The 26,999-nt window shown below is 44.8% G+C and carries 23 protein-coding genes and 1 pseudogene; 3 read left to right on the top strand and 21 right to left on the bottom strand.

The window, feature by feature from the left end; genetic code table 11:
* The 5 genes and pseudogenes from ENTHG_RS20170 to ENTHG_RS20155 all read right to left on the bottom strand — a co-directional run.
* Window positions 1-826: pseudogene (locus ENTHG_RS20170) on the bottom strand (hypothetical protein); the annotation flags it as partial.
* A gap of 167 nt (window positions 827-993) precedes the next feature.
* Window positions 994-1,173 carry a DUF4123 domain-containing protein gene (locus ENTHG_RS26470; protein WP_071825916.1) on the bottom strand — a complete coding sequence of 60 codons (180 nt, stop codon included), beginning with the start codon at window positions 1,171-1,173 and terminating at the stop codon, window positions 994-996.
* Window positions 1,131-3,287 (bottom strand): type VI secretion system tip protein TssI/VgrG, encoded by a 2,157-nt coding sequence (gene tssI, locus ENTHG_RS20165; protein ID WP_052332749.1) that lies wholly within the window; start codon window positions 3,285-3,287, stop codon window positions 1,131-1,133. The genes ENTHG_RS26470 and tssI overlap by 43 nt, the downstream gene beginning before the upstream one ends.
* A gap of 12 nt (window positions 3,288-3,299) precedes the next feature.
* Window positions 3,300-5,057, bottom strand: coding sequence for a type VI secretion system baseplate subunit TssF (gene tssF, locus ENTHG_RS20160; RefSeq protein WP_044184144.1), 1,758 nt, complete (start codon window positions 5,055-5,057; stop codon window positions 3,300-3,302).
* Between the two features lie 23 nt (window positions 5,058-5,080).
* A complete protein-coding gene (locus ENTHG_RS20155) occupies window positions 5,081-5,353 on the bottom strand; it encodes a PAAR domain-containing protein (protein WP_044185114.1) in 273 nt (90 codons plus the stop codon).
* Window positions 5,354-5,489: 136 nt separating this feature from the next.
* On the opposite strand from ENTHG_RS20155, the gene ENTHG_RS20150 reads away from it, so the two are divergent.
* Window positions 5,490-6,248 carry a lipoprotein YafT gene (locus ENTHG_RS20150; protein WP_052332748.1) on the top strand — a complete coding sequence of 253 codons (759 nt, stop codon included), beginning with the start codon at window positions 5,490-5,492 and terminating at the stop codon, window positions 6,246-6,248.
* Between the two features lie 19 nt (window positions 6,249-6,267).
* Here the strand turns inward: ENTHG_RS20150 and ENTHG_RS23800 are convergent, their stop codons facing one another.
* Genes ENTHG_RS23800 through tssB form a run of 16 tightly spaced genes read right to left on the bottom strand, consistent with a single transcriptional unit; the run spans window position 6,268 to window position 24,925 of the window.
* Window positions 6,268-7,554, bottom strand: a complete 1,287-nt coding sequence (locus ENTHG_RS23800) for a VasL domain-containing protein (protein ID WP_052332747.1) — start codon at window positions 7,552-7,554, stop codon at window positions 6,268-6,270.
* A 27-nt stretch (window positions 7,555-7,581) separates the two neighbouring features.
* Entirely contained in the window at window positions 7,582-10,746 is a 3,165-nt protein-coding gene (gene tssM, locus ENTHG_RS20140) for a type VI secretion system membrane subunit TssM (protein ID WP_489884341.1), read from the bottom strand.
* A gap of 29 nt (window positions 10,747-10,775) precedes the next feature.
* Window positions 10,776-11,081, bottom strand: coding sequence for a hypothetical protein (locus tag ENTHG_RS25875; RefSeq protein ID WP_187371653.1), 306 nt, complete (start codon window positions 11,079-11,081; stop codon window positions 10,776-10,778).
* 26 nt (window positions 11,082-11,107) lie between these two features.
* Window positions 11,108-12,505 (bottom strand): type VI secretion system protein TssA, encoded by a 1,398-nt coding sequence (tssA, locus tag ENTHG_RS20135; protein WP_044184142.1) that lies wholly within the window; start codon window positions 12,503-12,505, stop codon window positions 11,108-11,110.
* Window positions 12,506-12,520: 15 nt separating this feature from the next.
* A complete protein-coding gene (gene vasI / locus ENTHG_RS20130; protein ID WP_044184141.1) occupies window positions 12,521-13,186 on the bottom strand; it encodes a type VI secretion system-associated protein VasI in 666 nt (221 codons plus the stop codon).
* A 1-nt stretch (window position 13,187) separates the two neighbouring features.
* On the bottom strand, window positions 13,188-15,782 hold the full coding sequence (gene tssH / locus ENTHG_RS20125; protein ID WP_044184139.1) for a type VI secretion system ATPase TssH: 2,595 nt from the start codon (window positions 15,780-15,782) through the stop codon (window positions 13,188-13,190).
* An 11-nt stretch (window positions 15,783-15,793) separates the two neighbouring features.
* Window positions 15,794-16,546, bottom strand: a complete 753-nt coding sequence (gene icmH / locus ENTHG_RS20120) for a type IVB secretion system protein IcmH/DotU (RefSeq protein WP_044184137.1) — start codon at window positions 16,544-16,546, stop codon at window positions 15,794-15,796.
* The gene (tssK, locus tag ENTHG_RS20115; RefSeq protein ID WP_237567522.1) at window positions 16,543-17,745 is read right to left on the bottom strand and encodes a type VI secretion system baseplate subunit TssK; all 1,203 of its coding nucleotides are present in this window, start codon (window positions 17,743-17,745) and stop codon (window positions 16,543-16,545) included. Before tssK ends, icmH begins: the two co-directional genes overlap by 4 nt.
* On the bottom strand, window positions 17,688-17,888 hold the full coding sequence (locus ENTHG_RS26130; protein WP_237567510.1) for a hypothetical protein: 201 nt from the start codon (window positions 17,886-17,888) through the stop codon (window positions 17,688-17,690). Before ENTHG_RS26130 ends, tssK begins: the two co-directional genes overlap by 58 nt.
* Window positions 17,889-18,446 (bottom strand): type VI secretion system lipoprotein TssJ, encoded by a 558-nt coding sequence (tssJ, locus tag ENTHG_RS20110; protein ID WP_052332745.1) that lies wholly within the window; start codon window positions 18,444-18,446, stop codon window positions 17,889-17,891. It abuts the gene before it with no gap.
* Entirely contained in the window at window positions 18,443-19,738 is a 1,296-nt protein-coding gene (gene tagH, locus ENTHG_RS20105; protein WP_044184135.1) for a type VI secretion system-associated FHA domain protein TagH, read from the bottom strand. The genes tssJ and tagH overlap by 4 nt, the downstream gene beginning before the upstream one ends.
* A gap of 6 nt (window positions 19,739-19,744) precedes the next feature.
* On the bottom strand, window positions 19,745-20,734 hold the full coding sequence (tssG, locus tag ENTHG_RS20100) for a type VI secretion system baseplate subunit TssG (RefSeq protein ID WP_044184133.1): 990 nt from the start codon (window positions 20,732-20,734) through the stop codon (window positions 19,745-19,747).
* Complete coding sequence (gene tssF, locus ENTHG_RS24490; RefSeq protein ID WP_071825915.1) at window positions 20,698-22,446, bottom strand: type VI secretion system baseplate subunit TssF; 1,749 nt, start codon at window positions 22,444-22,446, stop codon at window positions 20,698-20,700. Before tssF (ENTHG_RS24490) ends, tssG begins: the two co-directional genes overlap by 37 nt.
* A 20-nt stretch (window positions 22,447-22,466) precedes the next feature.
* On the bottom strand, window positions 22,467-22,901 hold the full coding sequence (gene tssE / locus ENTHG_RS20090) for a type VI secretion system baseplate subunit TssE (RefSeq protein ID WP_044184131.1): 435 nt from the start codon (window positions 22,899-22,901) through the stop codon (window positions 22,467-22,469).
* A 9-nt stretch (window positions 22,902-22,910) separates the two neighbouring features.
* Window positions 22,911-24,392: a type VI secretion system contractile sheath large subunit gene (gene tssC / locus ENTHG_RS20085; protein WP_044184128.1), complete on the bottom strand. Its 1,482-nt coding sequence runs from the start codon at window positions 24,390-24,392 to the stop codon at window positions 22,911-22,913.
* A 35-nt stretch (window positions 24,393-24,427) separates the two neighbouring features.
* Window positions 24,428-24,925, bottom strand: coding sequence for a type VI secretion system contractile sheath small subunit (tssB, locus tag ENTHG_RS20080; protein WP_044184126.1), 498 nt, complete (start codon window positions 24,923-24,925; stop codon window positions 24,428-24,430).
* Window positions 24,926-25,363: 438 nt separating this feature from the next.
* On the opposite strand from tssB, the gene ENTHG_RS20075 reads away from it, so the two are divergent.
* Window positions 25,364-25,882 (top strand): Hcp family type VI secretion system effector, encoded by a 519-nt coding sequence (locus ENTHG_RS20075; RefSeq protein ID WP_044184124.1) that lies wholly within the window; start codon window positions 25,364-25,366, stop codon window positions 25,880-25,882.
* Window positions 25,883-25,956: 74 nt separating this feature from the next.
* Window positions 25,957-26,988 (top strand): hypothetical protein, encoded by a 1,032-nt coding sequence (locus ENTHG_RS20070; RefSeq protein ID WP_044184122.1) that lies wholly within the window; start codon window positions 25,957-25,959, stop codon window positions 26,986-26,988.
* Window positions 26,989-26,999: the final 11 nt, after the last annotated feature.

Below are 26,999 nucleotides of genomic sequence, written 5' to 3'. Positions count from 1 at the left end.
GCCCCTCCTGCGGCGCATCCATCCCCAGCAGGTTATCCGCATCGTCATGGCTGAACTGCTCGTAAATCCCCGGCCTGCGCATCGCCTCCGGCAGCCCGGCGGTGTGATGCGCATGCGCCTCCTGAAGGGCCTCCGCCAGCCGCCCTTTCAGGTCATGCACAAAGGTGTATACCCCCTTGCGCTGGTCGGTGATTTTCTCCAGCCTGCCCGCCGGGTCGTACTGCCAGTCCCGCCGCAGGATATCCCCCTCCTGCTGACGGTTCGTCACCCGCTGGCTCACCAGACGCTGGCGGCTGTCGTACAGATTTCTCAGCTGAATATCTTCGCTGTCGCCGATGCGCCGCGTCATCTCCAGGCCGCGACTCCAGCTATGCTCCGTCAGGATTTTTCCGTTATGCACAATCTGGAACAGCTGCCCCTGACGCCAGTGCATACCCACCAGATTTCCGTCCACCAGCCGCATTTTGTGCAGATGCCCTTCTGCATCATAGCCGTAATACTGACTGCCGCTGCCCTGATGCTCCTCCGTCACGCGTCCGCATACGTCATAGCCCCAGCCCAGCGGCCATTCACCGTCATCCACCTCACGCAGACGGCCAAAACCGTCATAGTGATATGCCGTCCGCCTGCCGTCCGGCCGAATGCGCGCCGCCAGGCGGTTACAGGTATCCCATTCGTACCGGGTGGTGAGCGCCGTCTCCTCACGGCCGCTGTCGCCATATTCCGTGCGGCTGATGAGCCGGTCCGCTTCATCGTAGCAATAACGCAGCCTGCGGCCGTCAAAGGTGTGCTCCTCGCTGAGCCTGCCGGACGCGGTGTAGTCCATCCGGTAACGCTCTCCCCGGCCATTGATAATGTCGCTGACCTGGCCGTGAATATTGTTGTAATAAAACTGCTGGCTGCTGCCGTCAGGAAATTCAATCTTCTGTACCAGCGCCGCGTTTTCCTGATAGTGGTAACGCGTGACAAGGCCGTTCTCGTCTGTCTCCTGTGTTAGCGAAAGAAAACTTCTCTGCCATCGGGCAATATCACTTTCACCAACCCGCGCAGATAAGTAAGAATGCGTTCTAAGTCATAAGGCGAACGCGCCAGCCATCCCCAGTCTTTGTATTCTGTTTTTTCTATCCAGTTCAGAAAGGGGCTGTGTTCATCGAGCGACACAATGACCGGCATGGTTTCTGTCCAGTCTGCGTAAGGTGTCGCGCTATACCGCCAAAACCACCACCGCTACCACTTCCGCCGCCAAAGCCGCCAGGACCGCCAGTGCCAGGGCTGTCGTTGCCGCTATTGGGGCCATCTAATCCGCACATTCCGTTTTTACACTTCTCACATTCCTCACAGTAGGGTGCACTTTCGCGAGTAACGAGAATTTGCGTCAATGTCGGCGCGGCAAGAAGCTCCAGCAACCCGGGCAAATTTTTACTGGCTGGTTTACCTTTACCAGCCGAACCGCTGCCAATATTCATTGGTGCGGAAGTGAAAATACCCGCTGGATTAAGAGTGATAAACTGTGACCCTGCCTTAATGGTCAGCTCAGTCGCCGCACTTAACGTAATTTTGCTGCCTGATTCAACGGACATCTCATCACCATTTTTGATGAGTAAGCTTTTTCCGGTGTTGAGATGGCTATCGCCATTAACATTATGAAAACGATCGCCTTCGGTACTATGCTTTTCTATACCTTTAATAGTTATATCGCTATTGACGGTAATTTCCTGGGTGTAGTTATTACCAATCTTGTTTTTATAATCATGACGAACATCCCATGCGGTGTCATTAAGGATAAGAATATTCATATCCTTTTGACCATGGATAAAAATCTCTTCCTTCCCTGTATTATCCTCAAAGGAGATTTCATTAAAACCAGTGGATTTATAGGATTTTGAACGCCATACCATTTTCGTTTTATTGTCGGGTAGAGCATAGGGCGGCTTATTAATAGCATTATAGTTACGACCACTAATCAGCGGGCGATCAATATCACCATCAACATATGTAATTAGTACTTCATCGCCAACGCGCGGCAACGTAACGCTGCCAAAACCGTTACTGGCCCATTGATTCGAAACGCGCACCCAGGCTGATGCCTTGTCATCCATAGCATCATAGCGATTCCAGTGGAAAAAAACTTTCACACAACCATACTCATTAGTATGAATTTCTTCCCCTTTTGGCCCTACAACCTCGGCAATTTCCGTGGCATCCGGTACAGGTTTATGGATCCAGGGCGAGCGCCACTCTTTTTGTGCGGATATAAATTCCACCTCACTGGTAACAACTGTAGCCCCCTGATCGGACTCCTCTTCAAGCGCTTGAGGACAATACCCTTTATGGGAAACACGAATAGCCTGCCATTGTGTATTCATTTTATCGTCTGGATGCTCGCTCAGAGAAAAAAAAGCGCCAGGCATAATGGCAAAACAGTTTGCTTTCAAACGGCCGATTTCTGATTCCGCCTGCAGCGCGTCCACACGATACTGAGTAAAGTTTTTGCCTGGCGAATCATCTTCAAAACGCCCGTAGCTTTCAAACACTGCAAATTGAGCATCGTTTGCATTCGTTCCCTTTGCGGTATGCATGAGGGCGTAAGCAGGCTTGAGATAATTTCTGTCCTTGTGGATGGCTTGCCCAGAGCGAGCACGCACGGTCCAACGAACATCGCTTGCCAGGTTTCCGGTTTGCGCTGTTTGGGGATGGGTATTATAAACCAGACTTACCCCCGATTTCTGTCCCAGCCTTGTATCACTAAAGAATATCTGTTCATTTTCTTCATCCAACTGTTCAAACCAGAAGGTTATCCCCTCTTCTGCAGCAAGACGTTGCATAAAGGCGTAATCTGTTTCACGCTTTTGCGTCACGTATTCACGCACTAAATGCGGGTCATTAAGTTGACTGCTGTAAAGGACATTATGCGACTGGAACAATGATTCCAGAATATCTGGGATAGTCTTAAAATGAAAAATACGGCTATCCTGGCGTAGCGTAAGAAGCCACGCCTGAGGCCGTATGACAATGGTGAAATGGGTACGGCGAAAACCGGATTTACCTTGTTCGATACTTTCAACAAGCCCGGAAACGCTACGCTGAATTTGCCCGTCCGCCCAAACATTGAAACTTGCAGGCTGATATATCAGACCTGCCAGATCAATTGGAACTTGCGCTGCCACATGTAATGTCAGGGAGTAGAGTGAAGAAAGCGCTTCTTCATGGGTAAACTGATAAACCGCAAAGGTCTCTTCAGAGAGACCGCCTATTGTACAGGTGAAATAAAGTCCTGAGTTATTCATTAGGTCCCTGCCTTATATTTGCGTTCTGGTTCCCTGGATTGGCGCCAGCGGCAAGCGCTCCCCAGACTGAACATTAATGAGAGTAGTGGTAATAAAACTGCTATCAGAGATGCAGTAAGCAAAAAAATCAGCTAAAACTGAGCCAAAACGATACATCTCGCCTTCATTGAGATAACAGCTCGGATCAAGGTGAAGATCAAAACGTAACCCCCTTACCGGAAATCCCTCAATTAAACGATCGATCGGTTCGCTGGACACCTCGGCAATTCCGGAGAGATAGCGTTTATGCTTTTCGTGTTGAGGAAGGTTACTGTCAGCATGAATATCGAAGTCTTTTACTACTTGCTGAATGGTAGCTTTGTCATTAAGCAATAATGGACTGAGTGATAGATGTGAAATTACTGGCCAATGTTTTTCAGCCTGCAGAGAGTAAGGGGTACTTAAAGGCGTTATATTCTCAAATGTCAAATTACCGGGAATGTCACTACCGGGAACATTAACATCCCCTACATTTAAATTCAAAACACTTTCATTATTAACACATTCAATTTCACAAATAAAATTTTTCCGTGCGGTAACGTTTACGGGTTCGCCCTTACTATCAAAGAAAGAAATAAACCAAGCGGGTTTATCACTGACATCCTTCTCAAGTCTTAATTCATAATAGTAACTTTCAACGTCACTATCAAAGCGAGTAGGTAGAAACTCTGACATCGGTTTAAAAATTTGGATTTCACCACGTTCACTGTCAGTAATCTCAGCGGGAGAATAAACCTTACAGATAGCCGATAGCCAGTAACTTTCTTTATTTGGAAGGACTTGATAACTCAGGTGATGGTGTTCACCTGGCTTATTTCCGGCAAAAGGAATAGCTGAAACCCTATTGTTGAATAGATTAATTATTGGCGTACAGTACAATCTGAAAGAATTTTCATCCACCGAACAATCTGGCGGAAGTATTTTATTAAACTTCAGCTCTATAGAGAAATCATCAATTGAGTTTAGCGCACAAATGTTATTAATGATCTTCAAATCCAGATAGGCAAAATCATTAACATGTGGGGTATAAAAGAATTCCTGCAATAACTGAAGACGCCAGAACTGCTGGCTATCCCCGGGATATACAAGAGATTCTGGCTTAGGGGATTGAAACGAAATAATCTCAGAAGGTAACGGATATGAAACATTATTGCAAAACAATATTGCTTCAGCAAGATGATGCTTAAGCCACAGGGTGAAAAAGCCAGCTGCTGTACTGTCGCTACTTAAAAAAAGTGGAATGCATTGAGGAAATGACTGTTTTTCTTTTTTGAAATTTGCTTTAAATGAAAGAGTAATACGGGTCCCATCTGTTGCATGGGTGACATTTTTCCTGATAATCGTTAATGGTAAAACAGTCAAATCGCGGCGAGTAATAAAAGTGTATTCGTCTTCATCAGAATAGCCCTTGATTTGAGCGCCGGCAGGAATGAAAAAAGTTTCTTCATCGTCGTCAGCTTTGAACTCGACCACAGATGTTGCAGGTAGGGGGCGCAAAGGTGTCGACCAAACCTCTCTTAACAGTCCTTGCGTAATTTCTGGAAACTCATCGTCGATTTTTTGACGCAAGCGAGCGAAAAGAAACGCTGCTCCTTCGATGAGACGCTCTACGCCAGGGTCTGCGGCGGAGGGAGAAAAAAAGTCATCTAACTCAGAAAAATGAGAAGAAAAATCTCTGGCTAACAGCTTGAAATAATTGAATTCATCCTGAAAAAGGGTATCCAAATCCATGTGTAATCACCTTTCCGGAAATATTATCGAGCCACTAATCGATGCGAACCACGCGGACACTGGCAAGACACGATATGACCTTCCAGCGCAACAGGGATCCCCTGAACCTTCATGAGCGGCGTGCCCTCCGAGATGATGCCGGTGGTTTTACAAGCAAGGCAAAAGACACGATCGCCAAGAAGCGCAATCTCTATCTTTGCGTCTGTAGCATCAGGTGTGCCAGTTAATACGGTACCGCGGGTAGTGGAAGTATCACCTTTGACAATGATTTTTACTCCCTGCACTCTTGTACGCATGAGTCCCTCTCTTTTGATTTTTATATTTGGCTCAATATCCTTATAAATTGCCATGGAATTATATACTCTTCATCAAAAAAATACATTATTATAGCTCTCATTTTCTATGTTCAATAAAACTAAAGGGATTTAAACTGTGAAGCGTTCAAAACACATCAAGATACTGATGTCCTGTTTATCAATTTTACTCTTCATCTCTGGTTGTAAATCATCCCCTTCGGCACAAACTAAAAACCCAGGCTATGTTTCAATAAAGAATAATTCATCAAATCAATTAACTTACAGTGATGTTTTCGATGATGAACTTGAAGATGAGATAACAGAAGATGACATTCAGGAAGCTATCTTACAGGCAGAACATGGTTTCACTCTACCAGCTAATACCACAATCATACTTGCTGAGTCTGGAAGACTCGTTCCTGATATAAAAATGCAGAATGAAATGAGCAAGTATTATCAGGTTTCCGTATACTCAGGACTCCCGAAAAGAAAAGCACGCACATTAAAGAATCGACAAGAAGAAACAACTGTTCAAAATAATTACATGCGTACGCTTCGACTTATCGCTGCGAAAGGCCACCAAAAAGCGATCATTGTCTACTGGAGCACTTTACAATTAGGTTCGCTTGATGAAGTGAACCGGGAGATTATCTGGGCAGATTTTACTGGTGGGGCAGTGCCAGCTAATACGTTCAAAATGCGTTATTTACTACGTTTTGCTCTTGTAGATGTCAGTACAGGAAACTGGTCAATGTTTCTTCCTATCACCCAGTCTGCTGATTATCGAAAAGCTAATTCCTTTAATACAGGGATAAGTGATATGGGGCAGTTTGAATCACTAAAACAACGCGCTTATATTGAGGCAGCGCGTCTTATTTCACAAAAGTATCAATAAAGGCATCTGCAAATTATACTTACTCAGTATCCCGTCTATCAGTGCCTGCCAGATAATAGCGAGCACTGATAGTTTTTAACTGCTGATCTAATTGACGCTGTATTTCTGGTGTTAAAGGGAGCCCCTTTTTCTTAAGCTCTTCGGCTTTACGAAGCCATTCTTCAACTGGTACGTTATTTTGCTGTACAGCCTGCATACGCTGTAACATCGTTCTTAAATAGGTAACTGTTATATATTTATCCTGCCTGGAAGCTTTGTCAAGTTGAGTAATGAGCTCACTGAGTAAGCCTTGGATCTGATAATAGCCATCTATTGTGACAGGATATGCGGCTTGCGTATTCAAATACTGTGCCCAAAAATCCTCCAACTGATGTTGTGTTTGAAGATCGGGCCACCATTCTTGTGACGTTCTGACAAGATTTTCTCCATATATCCATGATGAACGTGGAGAAAAATGAGTTAAAGAATTAAGCTGTTGCCGATACTGAGCAAGTATAACGATGTCTTCCTGCTGGATACGTCGGGAGTGTCCGGTCAACAGAACATCATCTGGTACAGAAGGTTTTTCTAGTGAAAACCATTCTAATGAAGGGCCTACAACTTTCGCCACTGCATTTTGATGCTGTACCTGTATGTAGTAAAACAAACTGGCGACTATAGCGGAGCAAAGAGCACCCAGGCCAAAGAATCGCCAGTGCCCCCTCTCCCGGCTCGGAGAGGGATGAACTTTCGGCTGCGCCAGAGGTGGGCGGGGCGATGGAGGAGGAATAGAGATCGCTCTTTCCAAACCTGGATGAGGTTTTTCCAATGTATCGACGACGTTTTGCACGAAGTAAAAGAGGTTCTCAATTCTCGATAGCTTTTTTAGCGGGACCTGCTGAAGCTTATCAGCGATATTTTCCAATGCCTTTTCTGCCCGCTTAAGTAACGATAGCTGCTCAATGCTAAAACTCTGTCTACGTATCAAATGCCCTGTTCGCACATTAAACCAATCCAGCGCATCGATCCTGGCCTGCGGTTCTGGAGGCCAAAAGGCATCGTCCCAATGCTGACAAATCAGTGCCGATATGAGTTCGCAGCTTTCAACAAATCCTCGCAAACCATGAATATGAGTGCGAGCAAGGCTAAAATAACAAGCAGATAATAAATCAACGCCGTTTTGTTCGAAGAGCGAGCGAGCGCAAACGTCTATTTGCGCCCAATCTAACGGTGGGCGAGTCGTCTGAGAAAGTTTGCCAATTTCCGATCTTAGCGTTTCAAACTCATTGAAACGTCGCGGATCGCCGCCTGGATAATTGAATCTCATTAATCGATCTTCCTTGTATCTTCGTTATTAATAGAGTGTTTCCGGCAAACGGAACTGAGTAAATAATCCGCCCGCAAATGGATTTTCCGTACTATCGACAAAAATCCTGTAAACAACATAACCACCGTCAACGGTATAGCGGACATCGAAAGAACCACCATTAATGTTGCTTAGCATACCAGCATTAACGAGGCGGAATTGCGCCCATACGCCCGCGGCTGAAATACTCTTCGATGCCTGACCTGTAACTGGAATCAAGGTGACCTTACTTTCAATACTTTCCCGCATAGAGTTAGGCCAAATCAACAACACCTTGTTCGCTCGCCCATGGCTATATTCCACCAGCTGCCCGTCAAGGTTCATCACTGCCCGACGCTTACTTCCAGAAAGATCAACAGGTTGAATGGCATACTGTATTCCTAATTCATTCTGCGGCCCGAAGAAGGTCTTACGTATACGCTCAGCCATGGCAAGCTGCTTAATGACGTCCGGTCTTATAAGTGACGCTTCTTTCAGGTTCCCGTTTTCCATGAAGAATTTAAGGTTTTCTTGATAGAAAGCATCAATTGTTCCCCCTGTCCGAAAGAATTGTTCAAACTCACTTAGTGCCACATCCTGCTTGCTGGTAGCATTGAAAGGATAACGATCGACTAAATTCAAGTTAAACGGCTTCACCACTTTCTCGTTCCACTCTGTTTCAAGTGACTGGACTGAGGTTTTTACCACGACTTTCCATGCCTGTGTTGCCAGTTCATTTATCCAACGTCCCAGTGGATCAGGTACAGTTTTTGCCAGTTGCTGCAATTCAAAAACAGGATCGCTACTCCCCTGCTCAAGATGAAGTTGCACAGCTTTTAATGCTGCTTTGCCTGGTTCGGGCGCATTTTGAATCGAAAGCAAATAGCGATGCAAATTTGATAATTTTTGCGTCACGTTCTGCATAGTGCTGAGCTGAGCATTCGATTCATCCAGAACTGATGTTTCTGTAATGAATTCGCGATAAATACGATTAATAAGCCGCTGATCGTCTCGATTTGATTCAGACTTATCTTTTTCAGTTACAAGCGCCGCTGGTTGCGTATTATCCTTAAGGATGAGAAGCGCTTTTTTCAAAGGCTGCTCACCTCCAATAGTACTTTCCAGTGTCCTGATCGCATCAGAAATGTCAGTGAATTCACGAACGCTAATATTAGCAATAGCGCTATGCCATGTACTGATATAATCACTGGCATACTGTTCTGTAATCTGCCGATGAATTTCAGCGCGATCGGCATCGCTATACGCAACGTTGTTTGTTAAATTGAGCACCCAACTGTCCATCGATGTCAGATCGATAAGCTGATCGTTTTGTTCCAGATAATAGTTCATTAACCCACTGTGGGTGAGAAATTGTGGAACTCGTAGCTTCTGCTCCTCGGCAGCGATAAACACTGTATCAAAAGTAGCACCTATTTGCGTTTTGAGATTAAGATCCTGCGGCAATGCATCGCCAGCTTTGATACGCAGATTTTGATATACTCGTTGATAGATAGAAAGCTTTCCAAGCTCCTGTTGAGCATCAGCTATCGTTTTACTATAAGGTTTAAAAGTATCAATTGCCGCTTTATTCCCCTCATCACGATCCTTTTTCCATTGTACATGGTCGAGGGCGTAATCCAGGTGCTGCCAGAGATGATCCTGAATATCTTTTTGTCCTGGGAAACGCTGGCTCCAACGCTCCTGCATATAGCTTAATACCAGCTTTTTATTGCGTCCTGACTCATCTTCAATCATACGAATAATGCGTAGAATATTAAGCTTCTGCTCGCTACCAGCCGGAGCAGCTTTAAGCTCCCCAATTAAACCATCCATAATGGCAGGAAGAAAGCGCTGTTCCAGTAAACTCAGGTACGTTTTCTCAATATATGGGCCAATTTTATAACCCTGATATAATCCTGCGTCAGCCAAAACAGGCATATGCTCATGATAATTGCCATAGGCGAACATAGCGTCACCAAGTGGATTTAGAAGCGGTAGCTGCAGGTTCCCATAATAGTCATTTCCTTCTGGCACAGGAATATTCATGAACGCCTTTGCCTGAGTTAACACCATCTCTCCGGCCTGAAAATTTTGCCGATAATAGTATTGCCAGGCCCCCCAAACCCCAACCACACATACCGCGCAAAGAGCACCAAAAATTTTAACCTTGCTCTGCGCATGCTGGATGTAAACTCTATTTTCCCCAGCCAGATTTGCTTCCGAAAAAATTACTTCCTTAAAGAGATCACGAGTAAAATAAGGCACATTAACAACAGATTGCCATGTCGGGTAGGGTTGTTTGCTCAAATGATACTGAGCAGCCGCAGATTTTACAAAAATGTCATCCATTTGGCCCTTGTGTACCGAGGAAGTAAGATAGATACCTCGTAAAAGAATATTTTCCTGCCCATAAATTAGCGCATCCAGCAGCCAGGTTGCATATTCTTTGATACCAAACATTTGACGACTAAAGGTGAATAACGCGCTGCGTTGATGGCTATCGACATCGTTGAGCATCATTTCAGGCAAAGCGATATTGATTTTTTTTATCCATTCATGCCAAAAATTATCTAATTCTTGCTGCCATTCTGTAGCATTAGTTGAAAACGTCACGCCTAAAATAGCGTCGCGCTGAACTTTATCAAGAGATTGGAACATAGCCTCGAATCCATAAAATAGATCGAGGCGCGTAAGAACAATGTAAACTGGCAACTTGCACTGTAATTTTCGCTCAATATCAGCCAGACGCTGACGCAGCATCGCTATGTACTGCTCACGCTGGTGCTGTTCTGATGATATAAAGCGATGAATATCAACTGTGATCACAACGCCATTTAATGGTTGGCGCGAGCGTTCAGTCGCAAACCACTCTAGTAAAGCCACCCATAACCTGTTGAATTTTCGGGTAGTATGTTCTTCTACACTATGCTGATTGACAAGGTTGCCATCGATATCAAATATCACAGCCTGCTCTGTAAGATAGCACTCAACATAATTCGTACAATGACTATTATCATCATCAGCCTCGCTTAGTGAAACTCTCTGCACACCCTCACGTATCAGAGTACTTTTCCCACTACTTTTATCTCCAATAAATACATACCATGGCAAGCGGTAGCGAAATTTCTCGTCCTGATTATAATGCTGTCGAAGCTTTGCCATCCAACCTGACAGGTATTCCTGCAGCGCAACTAACTCTGCCTTTAAAGGGTCATCTTCCGTTTGTTTTTTAATTGGTCTTGCTTTTCATAACGCCTTAGCTTATTTAAAACTTGCCATGCAGCCCAACTAATAAAAACAATGAGATAAAATGCAGTGATCAAAAGACGAGAAAGTATTGTCTCGAATGGCTTAACGCCTGATATTGACCACTCTTTACCCCAAACCCACAGCCAAACCAATGAAATAACCGCAAGAGCAAAGCATAATAATGTCACTGACGGTTTAAACTTCGGTAAAGCGTTTCTGAGTAAACCGCCTAGTGTACGAATTGCAGAAAAGGAACTCATTGTAATAAACCTCTCCCTGGTTTAATTTATTTAGTATTTTGTAATGCGGATAAATCCTCAAAAAATGAGGGTTCCCATTGCTCAAGCGTAAGTGTTTTGCAGGCAGACCAAAGGCTTTCCGCCTGTCTGACGGCAAGCGTTTTATAGCCTGCTTCTGCAAGAAGCTGTACGCTGCACTTTAATTGGTGGTAATGACCGCGCAGATCGTTGTCTATTGGTTTTTCATTTAACAGTGCTAAGGCGGCTTCGAGTCCTTGTTCGCTAAAACACTGCAGAACTGAGCTACTCTCATCTGCGGCATTAAAGGTTGATGCTCCGCTTCCTCTGCCATCCAGCCATGCCTTCATTTCATCACTCATAAAAGCACTATCATCACTGTAACGAAAATTTCGAAGCATAGGCAGACGTTGGAGTAAGGCCAATAGCTCATCTTTAATTGCACAGGCAACGGCAGAGTAGTTTTGCTGCAATGCTATTCTGGCTGATATAAAATGTCCTTCCAGCCAGAAAGGTGTCGAAGTAAGAATATTCTCTACCTGTATCCATTCCCCCACACTCGCGTGAGTAATACCTGCTTTAATATCAGATTCACGATCGGCGGGAAATGGCGCTAAGTCAGTTTTTCCTTCGCGGTTAAGCGGTTCAGTCAGAGAAGCAAAAATAGCATGACGGCGTAAACGAAAACCTATCGGATCTTGTGGAATTCTTTCACACAAAATTTCCGCTACTTTAAGTAGGGTTCTTTTCCATTCTATTTCGCTTGCCGTATTGATAGCAACACCCGGGGTAGGTGCAACCGCCGGAACCTTTGCCTCCGATGCCAAATATTCTGCAGGAGCCCGAGCAATCTGAACGGCATCCTCTCTTCGTGTCGACGATACTACCTCACCCGCTTGATTTTCTTCTTTTTTCGAATACCCTGCATAAAGTTGGTCGATACTTTCAATTGACTCCTGATGTTCAGCCAACGCTTCACGAATACGTCGGAGGCAGTCCAGCGCTAATTCTCGCTCAATAGCAGTCGATGAAAGATTAAATGCCTCCTGAGCCTGTCCAAAACGTATGAGTATTTGCTTTAGCAGTCGTGACTTTGCTCGGGCTTGTGGCGCGGCGCTATGCCAAAAATGTTCACAATAGTCAGCAAACAGCAATAGCGCTAACGTAACGTCTTGCGGTTTTTTGCCATGCTGCAATGTGCGTAGTAAGTGCGCCAGAACCCGAAGATCTTTAGTTTTTCCTAATAATATCAGCGAGTTATGGCGGACATCATCCATGTTAATTTGACTGTGAGAAACGGTACCAATTGTTGCTACTGCAGCGTCAAGAGCTTCCCATTCTGCGCTCTCTTCATCTACAGGTATGGCAACATCTCTTATATCGCTTAAAAGAATTTTCCGCCAGGGATGGTGTTGTAATCCGTCCATTGTATCTTCTCCCTTTTACCACCGGCATGCGGCACGCAGAGGTTTAATTGCTTCCGAAAGTGTTGAGATATCAAAAATAAGCCCATTGATAACCGGATCCTCAGCATTGACTGTTAACCTGTCGGCATGAAAACTGAGTAAATGACGGATTTCGTCGATACCCGGTAACCCTCTACTTGCTTCCAGCACATATCCCTCGCTGCGTACAAACCAACGCGCTTTAAATGAGCCCTTATCTGTAATCAACGCCAATGCGCCTTTTTTAGACTGCATAGGAGAAGGAAGCATAATTTGCATTCGTGTTATGTTGTCAATGCAGCTAAAAGTCAGAACAGGGCGTATGCGCTCTCGCCCAATAGCCGGAGTCGTTAATACAATCCGGGGAATTTCCCCACTGTACTGATTCATCAGAAAAATGGGAGCATTCTGCTGACGTTCCTTCTCTTGCGTGAAAGCCTGTTGCCAGTTAGGATCCTTCGAGCTTTCGATAACCCCCGCTTCATTTGCAATAGCCTGCTGCGGCTTGAGTATACGGTCATAGCAGTCCAGCCTGTCCAATGCAGAAAGCTCATGCGTACAAGCTGACAATGACTCCAGTACCATCGCAGAATCGGTCACCGCTGCTCTAACCGCAACAGCTACAAATTGGAATAATATGGCAACCAGGACCTTCCATTTCACGTCAGGAAATCTCCGCGATAAATTCATTATTTAAGACGCTGAAACCGATACGGTTAATTTCTTCTCCGGCAGCGATTTTATTGAGCAATAACAGCGATGCTGGTGGCAGCATGGCACCATCGATAATGGATTCGAGCATCCGCGCACCGTTTTCCGTTCTTGTTGCACGTGAGACGATAAGCTGACACACGTTTTCATCAAAATGAACTTCAGCATCAAACCGCTGCGTCAAAAGGTTATCCAGCCGTTGTAATTTACCCTCAATAATTCCTCTTAATGTCTTATCGCTGAGAGGCAGATAGGGGATGACTTCCATTCTTGCAAGCAGCGCTGGTTTAAAAAATTCGGCCAGTTCTGGCCACAAAAGATCCACCAACGAATCTGATTCCGCAGCATGATTAACGATTGTTTGATAACCAAGATTTGACGTCAGGAAAAAGGCTATATTTTTACAATCAATAAGTCGCCCTTCCCCGTCGGCTAACTCGCCCTTATCAAAGGCCTGATAAAAGAGGTTCAATACGTCGGGATGAGCCTTTTCCACCTCATCAAGCAAGACCACAGAATAAGGTTTCTGTCGGATGGCCTCCGTCAGCACCCCGCCTTCACCATAACCAACATAACCTGGAGGTGAACCTATCAGACGGGATACCGTATGCTTTTCCTGAAACTCCGACATATTGATTGTGGTCAGGTATTGGCGGCCTCCGAATAGCAATTCAGCAATTTGCAATACAGTTTCGGTTTTACCGACGCCACTTGGCCCAACAAGCAAAAAAGCGCCAAGCGGTCGGCCTGGACGACGCAAATCTGCTCTGGCTGTCAGTAAATGTCGGTGTAAATGAGAAATTGCTAACTCTTGCCCTTTGATAGTTTGCTCCAGATATTGCGGCAATTGAGTAACAATATGCAGTTCATTTTGGGATATTTGATTTAGCGGTACTCCAGTCCACTCAGCGATTACGGAAGCGATCTGCGCATCATCAACATGTGCGGAAACCAAATTATCCTGCTGCTGTAGGGTGTCCAGTTGAGTAGCTAAACATGCCAACTGATGCATGGCCTCACCAGGCTCGTCCTGACTTTGTTCCGAAGTCAGAATATTTTCTCGCAGCGCAATGATTTTTTGGACCAGATTTTGTTGCTGCTGCCACAAGTTTTCTAAAGAAACGCTTTGTTTTTCAGCCTCATCGTACTGCTGACGAAGTTCTTCCAGGCGTATAGAAAAATCATTCAGCCCCAGCATATGTTCACGCTTAAGTTGTTCAATTTCAGCCAAACGTTGCCTTTGGGCTGTTTTGGTAGCAGATATATTTCTTGGAGGGGTAGTTAAATTGATAGCAACGCGCGCGCAGGCTGTATCAAGAACATCAATCGCTTTATCCGGCAATTGACGGCCAGACAGATAGCGTTCGCTGAGATGAGCTGCCGCCTGTAACGCCCCGTCGTCAATAAGCACACCATGCGCTTTTTCATAAATATGTCTTAACCCACGCAGGATAACTACGGCTTCATGAGCCGTAGGCTCTTTTACTTTTACTAACTGGAAACGGCGCGATAATGCCGCATCTTTTTCAATATATTTTTTGTACTCGCTCCACGTTGTTGCGGCAATAGTTTTGAGTTCGCCTCGAGCCAGGGCAGGTTTGAGCAAATTCGATACATCCAGCCCCCCCTGCTGATTGCCTGCCCCAATAAGAGTATGAGCCTCGTCAATAAAAAGAATTACTGGCGTCGGTGAGGCTTTCACCTCCTGCATAATCCCTTTGAAACGTTTTTCGAACTCTCCTTTTACTGATGCCCCCGCCTGCAATGCAGCGAGATCAAGCGTTACCAGAGTTGTTCCTTTCAACTTATCAGGAACATCATTATCTGTAATGCGTAAAGCAAGGCCTTCGATCAATGCGCTTTTGCCAACCCCCGCCTCACCAACAATGATGGGATTGTTCTTACGGCGGCGGCACAGGATATCGATCATGAGATCAATTTCTTTATCTCTACACAATACGGGGTCAAGCTGACCGCTTCGAGCCTGTGCCGTAACATCGGTCGAGTAATGGGCCAATAAAGATGCATCATTTTGTAAAGGGCGCGATAAAGCAGCTTGAGTGCTGTCTACATTATTTTCAGCAGAGCCTTGGGTCCATTCGACAAATTGTGCGGCAGCCTGATCTTTATTAATTGACAACAAGAGCGAATGTACCGCTGGGCTGATATAACGACCTGGGTTATGCAATAGTGCAAGTAACAGCGCACCACTACGTATATCCTCTTGGTTTAATTCAGAAACTGACAAGATTAACGCATCCTGAAACCATTCAACCAGCAATGGCGAAAATGTGGGCGTATCTTGTATTGATGTCTGCCTTGAACTCTGGTCTTCGAGTAACGGGCGGATTTCCTGTAGCTCAATTCCTGCACGCTCAAGGATCATGCGAACATCGCATAACGGCGTATCAAGACACTGTAGCAAATAGTGAGCGATCGTAATTTCAGACGCTTGTCTACTGACACAAACTCCGGCAGTAGCTTCCAGAATTTGTCGGCTAATGGGATGGAAACGTGCAATAAGTTTAGGTATATCGACTCTGAGCATAATGTAATCCTTTAACCGTGCAGTAGTCGGCTGAGTTGTTCCAAAATATCCTGAGATTGGGTTCGTAAATTAAGAGCATACAAGCCATAAATTACGAAAAGACCTAAAACAGCAAATAAAAACATTTTTTTAATAGATATGCGATTTCTCAATCGGTACCCACTTTTTTTGGGTACACCATAATGGTACACAACCGTTCCCACGCTTTCTTCGCCTACAGAAGCAATATGGTGGTAAAGTCGGCGAAAGATCCGATTAAACTCCTCTTCGCTATGGTTTTTGACAACCTTATACCGTCCGCGGAATCCCAAACAGAAGCAGAGATAAACAAACTCAAGAAGATCTTTATATCGTTCTGGTTCTTTCATTAGGCGTTCAAGTAAAATAAAGGTTCGCTCTCCTCCCCATGTTTCATTATGAAAACGGACTAACAAAGAGTGCGTACCCCAGGTATTTTGCGAACTCCATGGGTGCTGCATGGCTAGTTCGTCAATAAACGTACAGAGGATATAGCGAAATGAGAGTACTGTGCCACTATCATATCCTTTGTCTTCAAGGATACGCTCAACCGCCTGAATATCTGCTACAACCTGATGATAAAGCTGCCCGGCGTTATCGAGATTTGTTATATCTCTCAAACGCTGGGTCATGCCTAGCAGTGGTGTTGCAGCATCAATCATAGGATTAATGCTTTCGCCCCGTAAAGCGAACGAGTACTGTCCTGGAACACTATTCGTATGCAGTTTATGCTGCCTCTCTGTCATGATTTACTCCGTATCGCCCATAGCTGGATATCCAATCCAGGGAAATCCCCAGAAACGTGAAAAGCAATAGCGGATACTTTTTCAATTTCATCCCATTCAGCGTTATGCGTATCTAACTGGAAATAGGTATAACCTGCATGATGAGGAAGTTGCGGTGGGGCGGCGCTGAGCGCTTTCATTGATACGCCAGGTATTTGAATGCTCACCAGTTCACGAATTTGTCGGGGGGCAGTGACTTTAGTCTGTGAAACAAAATTTTTGAAAAGAGTCTCCTGAGGGACCTTCGCTTTTACTGCCACCACAAAGTCTGCTGAACCAAACAGAGTTTTATCGTGTATAACCCCCTCAGAAATGCCATGTGAACGTGGGAAAAGCCGGATCAGTACAGCTCGTGGAGAAAGCACGGTGCTTAGCGCCTGGCGAGTGAGCAGCATAAGATCATGGAATGAATATGTTAGATTATCATGATCATAAGCAACAAATTGGGGGGCAACCCGCGAGTCGTCCAAAAATGTTACTAATTCCGCGCATAGCGAAACAAGCTGGCGATACAAATCTTCTGGATGAACATGCTCACATTTTGCTAAGTGAATAAATACAGGTTGAACACGATTGAGCAATTGCAGCATCATAAATTCAGCGACATCAGCAACGCTTTGTTGTTCCGGTGCGCTAATTCGACCAGAAATTTGGCGTGTTCTTTCGACAATCAATGCAGCAACTTCTGAAAGAAAATCCCTTAAGATCGAAGAAACACTGATAGAGCTACAGCACGGAATGAAACTCTCGTCCAAAACGAGCGTGCCATCGTTCAATCGTTCTTTTATTCGACAAACAGGAAGCACTGTGCAAGCGCTAAGATCTTCCGAGCCCTGGATAAGCCGGGGAGCAGCTAACATGACAGGAACATGCCTTACATCCGCCCGACGTCCAAAGATATCTCTGATCTCGTTTTGCTCTTGAACATATCTGGCACTGCCAGTTTTAGCATCGTCAGCGCTATCAATAGCGCTAATTGCGTGATTACGAATAGGTAATGCCAGATAAATATAATGACTTTCTCTGGAGTTAAGTTGTGCAATGTTCAGCGGGTCTGGCTGCTTATCCTGAAAGGGTAACTCGAACAGGGTGCCGTCAGGCATCAACCCGGATGCGGCTGAAATACCGATACGCCCAAGCCGTAGTAATTCCCGGTTGATTTCGAGGTGCGTAAGCCCATAAAAAAACGTGTTAAAGCGTTAAGCTGATGACTAAACACGTAATCATAATAGCGTTGCTGCTGCTGAAAATGCTGTGGTGAAATAGCGCCGCTGGTCCAGACTACATTACTGTATGTGCCCATTTATAGTTTCTCCTGATATTCTTTTTTCTTAATAGCCACACCATCGGCGGAAACATGAATCATTAAAGGCACTTTTTCCCCAGTGCTTTTTATCTCAACCAAATCGGACCACTGCACCTCATCAATCCATGCCAAATGTGCGACAACACCGATATATTGCGTTTCTGCATCAAGCTTTATAGGTGAAAGCGGCTTAAACTGCCCTGGCACCAGCGTAAAGTCCTGATGACTGATATAATTTTTGCCCAACGTCTTTTCCGGCCCGTCATTAAGAAACTGATCATAATCAAGCCCAAGGAAAAGAGAATCCTCTTTGAGAAAGACAACCTCTAATTGGACTGGCGAGGGTTCACCACTCTGGTTAGGGTTAATATCCTCATCGGCAAATAGCGTCAAGGTGAGTTCTGTAGGCTGCTCAGCTGGTGCACCGACTGGAATATCCGGGTCGGTTACTACGGTATAAACCTTCTTCACCGTTTCGCAGCCAGATAAACAAATAGAAATGGTCGCAAGCATGGCTAGTATCATAATATAGCCGACAAAACCGACCTTTTTCATTCTTGCTCTCCATGACGATTGAGCCTACGGAGCGTCAAATCATAATCCTGGGCAAAGTGCTCCCAAAATAGTTTTTCAAAACCACGCTGGCGATTGGAAGATAACTCTCGGAAAAAGCTGCAGTACATTGCCCATATCCATTCTCCATCCATGTCTGCGCGACGGCGGCTACGTCGATACTCAGCGAAACGATTCATTAACTGCTCTGGTGAAAAAGCGTCTAACATGGCGTTTAAAGCAAAATTAATTGCCGAAGTTGTCGCCGCATTATGTAAACCAACATGGCGAAGACTTTCCGCAACCGCTGCCGGTGCAGAAAGATGAACAGGACAACTTTGCTGTTCTTCACAATCGAATAAAAGAGCCATCGTCTCCTCATAGCTCATTTTTAGACGCAACGGATTATCTTCAATGACTCTCAAATTTTTGTTATTAATAATTTCATCCGATTGCTGCAGTTTTAACAGGCCATTTACAGCCGATCTGATCGTTTCGCCCAATTCTTCAAGGATTGCGTGTGCTTCATCTGTCGAATTTAAGAGGGATAGGTGTACGCCCATACCTTTTAATAACGGAGCCAGGCTTAAATGAGTCTCTGCAACAGATTTACCATTTTTATGTAATCCACTATTTTGTATCGGGGAATCTGGAGGTGCATGGGGCAAATCTAGCATTTGATATAATGCATCATCCGAAGAAGACTCCCATTCTCCTGAAGTTAAGGGCAGGCGTTCTTTTTGCGATAAAGAAAATGATGAAAGCGTATTTGCCTCAATGGCTAACAATGGGTCAGCTTGCGGCGAAAGCTCACGGTGGGCCTGTTGATGCGCAGTAATATTACTTCCCTCAACAATCATATCCTCGAGGGTGGAAGTACGAGGCGTCAATAATTGCTCCGGTGTTATATTGAGTGGATCAATAAATGTTTCTGGGGAGGCCCCAATCCGTATACGCAGGCTCAAAAAACCAATCTGGATCTGATCATCATGCTGCAACCGAACCACCTGCTGACGATCGGTGATCTCGGCATTATTGATGACTAAAATCTGATCCATAAGTTGTAGCGTGAACACACCATCCTGGTAATCGATCCTTGCATGGACACCAGCTACGCTATGGTATAAATCCTGTACAGGCCAGGTGTTATTGCTATTGCTGCCTAATAATCCCCCCTCTGTATTAAAATAATGTTCGCTTGACTTCCCTGTCTCCAGAAGCTCTGAGTTTGTGACGCTTATTAACAGTATGGGATGCTGTGATGCGTTCTTTTTTTCCTGTTCCAAGTGTTCCATAAAGCATTATTCTCGCATACAAAGAGTTACGCCTGGCTCCGACGGAAGTTCACCAATAAACGTCGTCCATCCTAAAAAATGGGTCACTTCAGACTCAAAATTCATGGGTTCAATTTGTCCAGGTGCCAGAGTCAGACGGATATCAAACGCAAACTGATCGCGAATGATGAAGGAAGTGAAATTTTTTAAAGGCTGAAATGATTCGCCCATAGGTAAAAAGGTCAGATAACTTTCCAGGCTTAAGTTATTAAGACATAAGGTAAATTTACCACTACAGTCATCAAGGCGATCGCCAACGATAAATGTATTGCCATCTAAAATAGAGTTGCGGCCCCCCAGCAGGGTGATTTGCTCTTCAGGTACTGGAACGCTCCGAATTTGCCAGGGCAATATGGTAACATCGTTGATATCAAAGCAATGCGCTATCAAACCGCAAACAACCTCGGGGGAGCGACTGGCACCAGACAATGGTCCAGCATAGGCCAGCAATTTGGTTGGTGGAATTTGCAGCGTCCCGCGAATAGCCGGCGATCCCAACCCCGCCAGAGAAAATAGTCGCGCAGAAAAAGCATCATTACCTTCTCCATCGAAAGTAATGTGATGACGATACTTCCTCCATATTCGATGAAGTAACGTCATTGCGCGGTGATTAAACAGGTCAAGGAAATGGTTTACCCCAGGCATATCCTGTGTATATTCCCAGGCAGTAGACTCCAGATAAAAACCAGGCAAAGGTGACTGGCTTCCCTGCAAGCCTAAAAAGGTAGTCTCCAACCATAATTGACCGTTGTCGTCCTTACGCACTTGTTTAAGGTCGCTGGTAGGGAAGGAAAGTGAACCGCTTGCAATAAAGCGAAGCAGCTCGTCTTGCGGCAAAGAGTCTGCATCAGGCGTTCTTCCTTCACCATAATGACGATAAAGTAGTTCAGCCAACTGATAGAATTCATATTGACAAGTATCTATTTCAGCGAGTGCTGACCAATGGTCACAGGCCATGAATAGCGCTCCTGATTTGTTGAATTCAGTAATGAAAAAAGATGGAAGGTATTAAGCGGTGCACATTGTGCAAAAAAATGCGCCAGTACTGTACCAAAGAGGTACAACTCTCCTTCTGAGCCAAAAGCATGCTGATTTGCGGTCAGCGTTGTTTTGACGCCCCGAACTGGAAGGTCTGCTGCAAGAAAGCGTATACAGGGATGGGTCTCCATCGTCTCTATCCCTTCTAGCATTCTTTGCACCGTTTTTTCGGAGCGTCGATTAAACAAGGCTGGAAAGTGGTAATTAATCAAAAGCTGGCTCAGTGAACCCGGTTTGAGTAACGATTGATAATTTCTTGCCAGACGCGACAACGTAAACCAGAACTGCGTCTCGTCCATCAAAGGAGGAAGACGCAAAGAAGGGCGACATATATTTTTTAAAATGGTTACTTCATTTGCAAGAGACACTGTCTGTTGCAGTTGACCCAGAGCCAGCTTTGCAGCCATATCACCATTACAGCACCATAGCCCAACAGATAGTTTCTCCGGACGTGAAAGCCATAAGGTCTCATCGCTGCGAAAAACAGAAACCCAATGCCTTATCTGATGTGTTGTTCTGTTTTGCGTCAAGCGAAGATGATAGCAAAGTTGTTTCTGCCCTTTGGCACTCTGGCGTTTATGCTCAAAGTGGGTAAAAGGTTTATATTCATATTCCTCGCCATGTAACTCTCGTTCATAACTTTCGATTTTATCAACCGCAAAAATTTCAACCTCCGGATGCATATAGCTTGCCTTTAACGGATATTGTGTTTTGCATCCAGAAATAGTCAAAGGTTCGCCATCAAGCCGGAAAAGGTTAATTGCTGGCACACAGTTAATTCGCAATGTATCTTTTTGCAACCGCAGCCCTGCGGCGCTACGCGAAAAGCGTAGCGTTAAGGAAAAACTATTACCATGAACGTGTCTGGGTAATAAGACATGATTATCGTGGTTCAAAGCCAAAAACAGCATTCCTTCTGGAAAACAGAAATACTCCTGGATCAAACGGTGTGCAGGGTTTGCATTTTGAGGCCAGGGTAACATGCCTTCACCCTTCGACATTCCTACCGGGTGTAATCGTGCATTTTCCAATGGAATCTCCACACCATTCACCGTCACGAATGCAGAACGCGTACAATTCCCCAGCAAAAAATATAAATACCTGCTCAAATGTGCATCATTGCCCAGGTAAAACTCTAACCCATTCAAATTGTTAAGTGTTGTTCCCGGTTTCACATTAAATGAGATCACCAGGCTATGATCATCGTCAGCAGCAGTACGGCACCCTTCAAGATATAAAGGGAATAATGTCAGGGGTCGACAAGTGCGAAAAATAACAGGCGCAGAATTTTCAATGCGGCATGTCGCCTCGGTTTCTGCAGCAAGCGCAGACAGGGCTGATACTGGGGAAGCCTGCAGTATGGTCATAGCAGGAACTGGCCGTAAATACCCTGGCCATAGCTGCTGCTGGAAATTTTGCACCAGCTCGGGAAAATCTTTTTTTAATCTCGCTTGAAGCAATCCAGCGTGCCAGGACAATCCTTCTAACAAGCGGTCAACATCAGGATCATGACCTTGCTCGTTAATGAATTGCATCAACTGTGGATGTTTTTTTGAAAACTCATGGATTTCTGCTTGCAAAGCATCATGATTATCCCAATATGGTGAGTTGGCTCCTGTCTTCCGTGACATATAATTGACTCTTCCTTCACTCATACCAGGTAATAATGCTGCTCGTGATCCATGTGTAACTGAAACTCTACACGCCGCGTAATAGCATTCTCTTCTTGTACGTCTGCAATGATGCGAAAATTAAGTGTTAGCGGATCGCTTGATTGATCAGGGTTTGCGCATGTTGTAACGGTGACCGCTGAAATCCGCGGCTCATAGCGCAGAATACAATCCCTTATGGATTGGCAAACCACTAAATTAAGCTCACTGCTATCCATCATCGCATCATTCATATCAATAATGCCAAGTGCTGGCGTGCTCTGGCTACCGCCAGGGCGTGTATTAAGCACCTGTGATAAGTTCTGACGTATTGACGCTATTAAATCAATATCCGTAGTTTTGAACGGATCGGCACGAAGCCTGATCCGTTCAAACAAGCTTTGCTGGGGATTATCCCAGCGTAATAAGGCAGCCATGAAGTTCTCTTATTCTCTATCCAGGCGCCCTACCAGTGAGAGTTCAAAGTTCGCTCCCATATATTTAAAATGTGGGCGAACGGAGAGCGATACTTGATACCAGCCAGGATCGCCCTCAACGTCAGATACAGTAATTTTGGCTGCTCTCAGTGGACGACGACTACGTACCTCAGCGGGTGGATTTTCTTGATCGGCTACATACTGTTTGAGCCATTTATTTAGCTCAAGCTCAAGGTCTGAGCGCTCTTTCCACGACCCCAATTGTTCACGCTGAAGAACTTTTACGTAATGAGCAAGCCTGTTGATGATGAACATATAAGGCAGTTGCGTTCCCAGCTTAAAGTTAGTCTCTGCTTCTTTTCCTTCTTTTGTATTAGGAAATCGCTTTGGCGCCTGAATTGAATTCGCAGAGAAAAAGGCAGCATTATCTGAACCTTTACGCATTGTAAGCGCAATGAAACCCTGCTCGGCCAATTCAAATTCGCGACGATCGGTTATCAATGTCTCGGTTGGAATTTTAGCCTGCAACTCACCGAGTGATTCGTAAAGATGTACAGGCAAGTCATCTACCGCGCCACCGCTCTGCGGACCAATAATGTTAGGACACCAGCGATACTTTGCAAAACTCTCAGTAATGCGCGTAGCAAAAGTGAACGCCGTATTTGCCCATAAAAAATGTTCATGGTTATCATTTACGTCCTCGTCAAAACCAAAGGACTTGATAGGATTATCCGCTGTTGACCACGGCAGTCTGGCCAGATAGCGGCCAGAAGTCAGACCGATATACCGGGCATCTTCCGTCTCACGTAAAGCGCGCCATTTGGTATAGGCAGGGCCCTCAAAAATTGCTGATAACTCTTTAATAGAAGAAAGCTCTGTATAACTGTTAATACCAAAAAACTGAGGAGCTACAGAGGAAATAAACGGAGCATGAGCCATCGCCCCTACGGAGCCAATATACTTTAACAACTTCATATCAGGTGCGCTGCGTGTAAACGCATAGCTACCAATGACGGCTGCTACAGGTTCACCACCGAATTGACCATAGCCGCTGGAATAAATATGCTTATAAAAACCACTTTGCGTGATCTCAGGCGCATATTCAAAATCATCCAGCAGCTCTTCCTTGGTCGCATGCATCAGCAGGAGCTTAATGTTTTCACGAAAATCGGTGCGGTCGACAACGAGTTTGATGCCTCGCCATGTACTTTCCATACTCTGAAACTTTTCATGGTGAAGTATTTCATTAACCTGCTCTGATAGCACTGCATCGATGTCTGCTATCATTTGATCGACTAACAGTTTATTTACGGGCTCTTCAGATGAATCTTTCTCCAGCATACCGGAGATAAAGGCAGCCACGCCCTGGCGAGCAATATCATATCCATCATCTTCCGGCGCAAGACGAGATTTCTCCATGATCTGCTCTAACAACCCCAACTCGGGAAGGCTAGTATGTTGTTCCTGTTCAGCAAGTACTATATCTGACATGAATAATATTCCTTATTAAATCAGAAAACACGATATTACGCGTTTTTATACATTTCCAGTTCTTTAAGAATGTGCTGACGCATTTCCGGGTCTTTAAGTATTTGATTTATTTGTTCACGAAATGCTTTTATGTTTCCCATAGGCCCTTTCAATGCAACTAGCGCCTCTCTGAGCTGCACTAATTTCTTAAGTTCTGGAACTTTTTGGACTATAGCATCGGGTGAAAAATCCTGGATGCTTTCTAATTTAATATCAACAGCTAAATCTTCTTCGCTGTCTTTCTGCAAACGGTTTGGAACATTGAGAGCAAGTTGTAGCTCAGCGTTTCTCATCACCTCATCGAAGTTGTTTTTAGTGATAGAAACAAGTGGCCTCTCCTCAACAGGCGTAGCTTCTGTGCGCCCTTTAAGATCGCCGGCAATGACCAACTGCAAAGGCAGCTCTTTCTCAGAAACCTCATCGCCCGTTGCTGGAACATACTTAATGTTGATCCTTTCTTTAGGCGCTACGCTAACACTTTTAGACTTACTCATACATAATCCTTAATGTTCCAAACATAACCATTCTTTTTGCGAATTAGATTCGCATTTTGGATAATGATAAATCCATACTCTATTATTTACCGAGGGAATAAATAAAAGCAAAAAGCGCCAAATCCATTTTCCATGCTAAAACCGACGCCTCCAGGACATTAATCTTCTTTGATACTACATCCTGACACTCATGCCTGCAATTAATTTTGCCTGACGCAACATGATGTTGATCATAGACTTTAAACTTAATATCTCATATTTTATCTAGCATCCCTTCATGTCTTACAGCTTATATTGAGGAAATTCTTATTTTTAAGAAAATAAAGAAAAACCGACGGTCAGACATAAAGTGATAATCGTTAGTTTAAGTCAAAACTTTCTAAATATATATTCACAGTGAATGTATTTAATCGTTAAGCCACGAATAAAGGACGCAATATGCCAACTCCTTGTTATATATCCATTGAAGGAAAAACTCAGGGGAACATCACAGCAGGTGCTTTTACTGCTGCTTCTGTCGGTAACATTTATGTTAACGGGCACGAAGATGAAATGCTGGTGCAGGAGTTTCTACATAATGTGACGGTTTCAACCGATCCGCAATCTGGTCAGCCTTCTGGTCAGCGTGCTCATAAGCCATTTATCTTTACCGTAGCCTTAAACAAGGCAGTACCGTTGCTTTACAACGCGCTGGCATCCGGCGAGATGCTACCTAAAGTACAGCTTAAATGGTATCGCACCTCCGTAGAAGGTAAGCAGGAGCATTTTTTCACTACTACGCTGGAAGACGCCACAATTGTGGATATCAACCTGCATATGCCTCACTGTCAGTCACCCGCTGATAAAGAATATACACAGCTTATGGCTGTGTCCCTCGCCTACCGTAAGATCACCTGGGAGCATGTGATTTCTGGCACTTCTGGCGCAGATGACTGGAGAGCGCCTATCGAGGCGTAATTTTCATCGCTCAGCTATAAAACCATGCCCTTTCATGGGCATGGTATTTTTTCAGGATATAAGGAGCCACAAGGATGGATACCTTCGTTCCCACTGGCGCTTCAGTAGCGCTTTCTCCGGAACAACAGGCGCAAGCGGCCCAGGCGGTTTACGAAGAGGTCATTACTGATTTCAGGGATTGTCTGAAAGACTATAAATCATTAACCCGCGACCACTGGTACGGCCGGTTTTTCGATATGGATCAAGTATTGAAAGTCGGCGATATGGAACTGGCAACGCAAAATGTCCAAAGCCGTACAAATATGGATGGCTCAACGGAATGCCCCGCCAATGGCAAAATAAAACTGGTACATGCCTTTCAAACCAGTATGTACACCATTCCCATAGGCGGAACGTTCTACCGAGTCTATGAAATTGTACCTACGGGATTTTTTGGCTATGAAACGTTGGAAAAAGTTACAGAAGGCAATCTCGATAAAGACGGCACAAAAACGATAGAACAGCTTAAGCCGGGCCATCAATATAAGGTTGTTTTTTATCCTGATGTCACGCAGAAGGATCTGGATATCCTGTATCAATCCTATGATGAACTCATTGAATCCTGTGTCGACTGGTTAAGAACAGAATCCTGGGAAACCGGCCAGCGGCAAGCGTGGATCGATTATTACGCTGCGGGTAGCCAGATAGATCTGAGCCAGACGTTACAGCAGCTCTGCGAAGGCGTTAAAAAAGCCATAAAAGATATCTGGGATGTACTCACAAAACTTTTCAATATTCTTTGCGATCCTGTCGGCAACTGTAAAAAGCTGGCAGCTGAACTCAAACGGATAACCGGCGCTATTGTCGACACCGACACACTTACCGAGAAATTCAAAACCGCTCAGGATGAAGTAGCGCTGACCCTCACGATGCTCAAAGACGAAGCATTAATGTTTGTCTGCCTTAATGCCGCCTGGAGTTATTTCAAGTTGCTCACTCCACAACAAATCATTGATTTCGTGGCACAGCAACTGGGCTCCATACTGACGCAATTTGTTATTTACCTGGTTTTACCAGCGGGCATTGTTTCGAAAATATTCGATGCGACTATGAGCGTAGCAGGCTGACAGGGAAACGC

This window comes from Phytobacter massiliensis JC163 (assembly GCF_000321045.1).
Classification (GTDB): domain Bacteria; phylum Pseudomonadota; class Gammaproteobacteria; order Enterobacterales; family Enterobacteriaceae; genus Phytobacter_A; species Phytobacter_A massiliensis.
The sequence above is the reverse complement of the archived record's forward strand: the minus strand, read 5'-3'. Positions and strand labels throughout refer to the sequence as shown.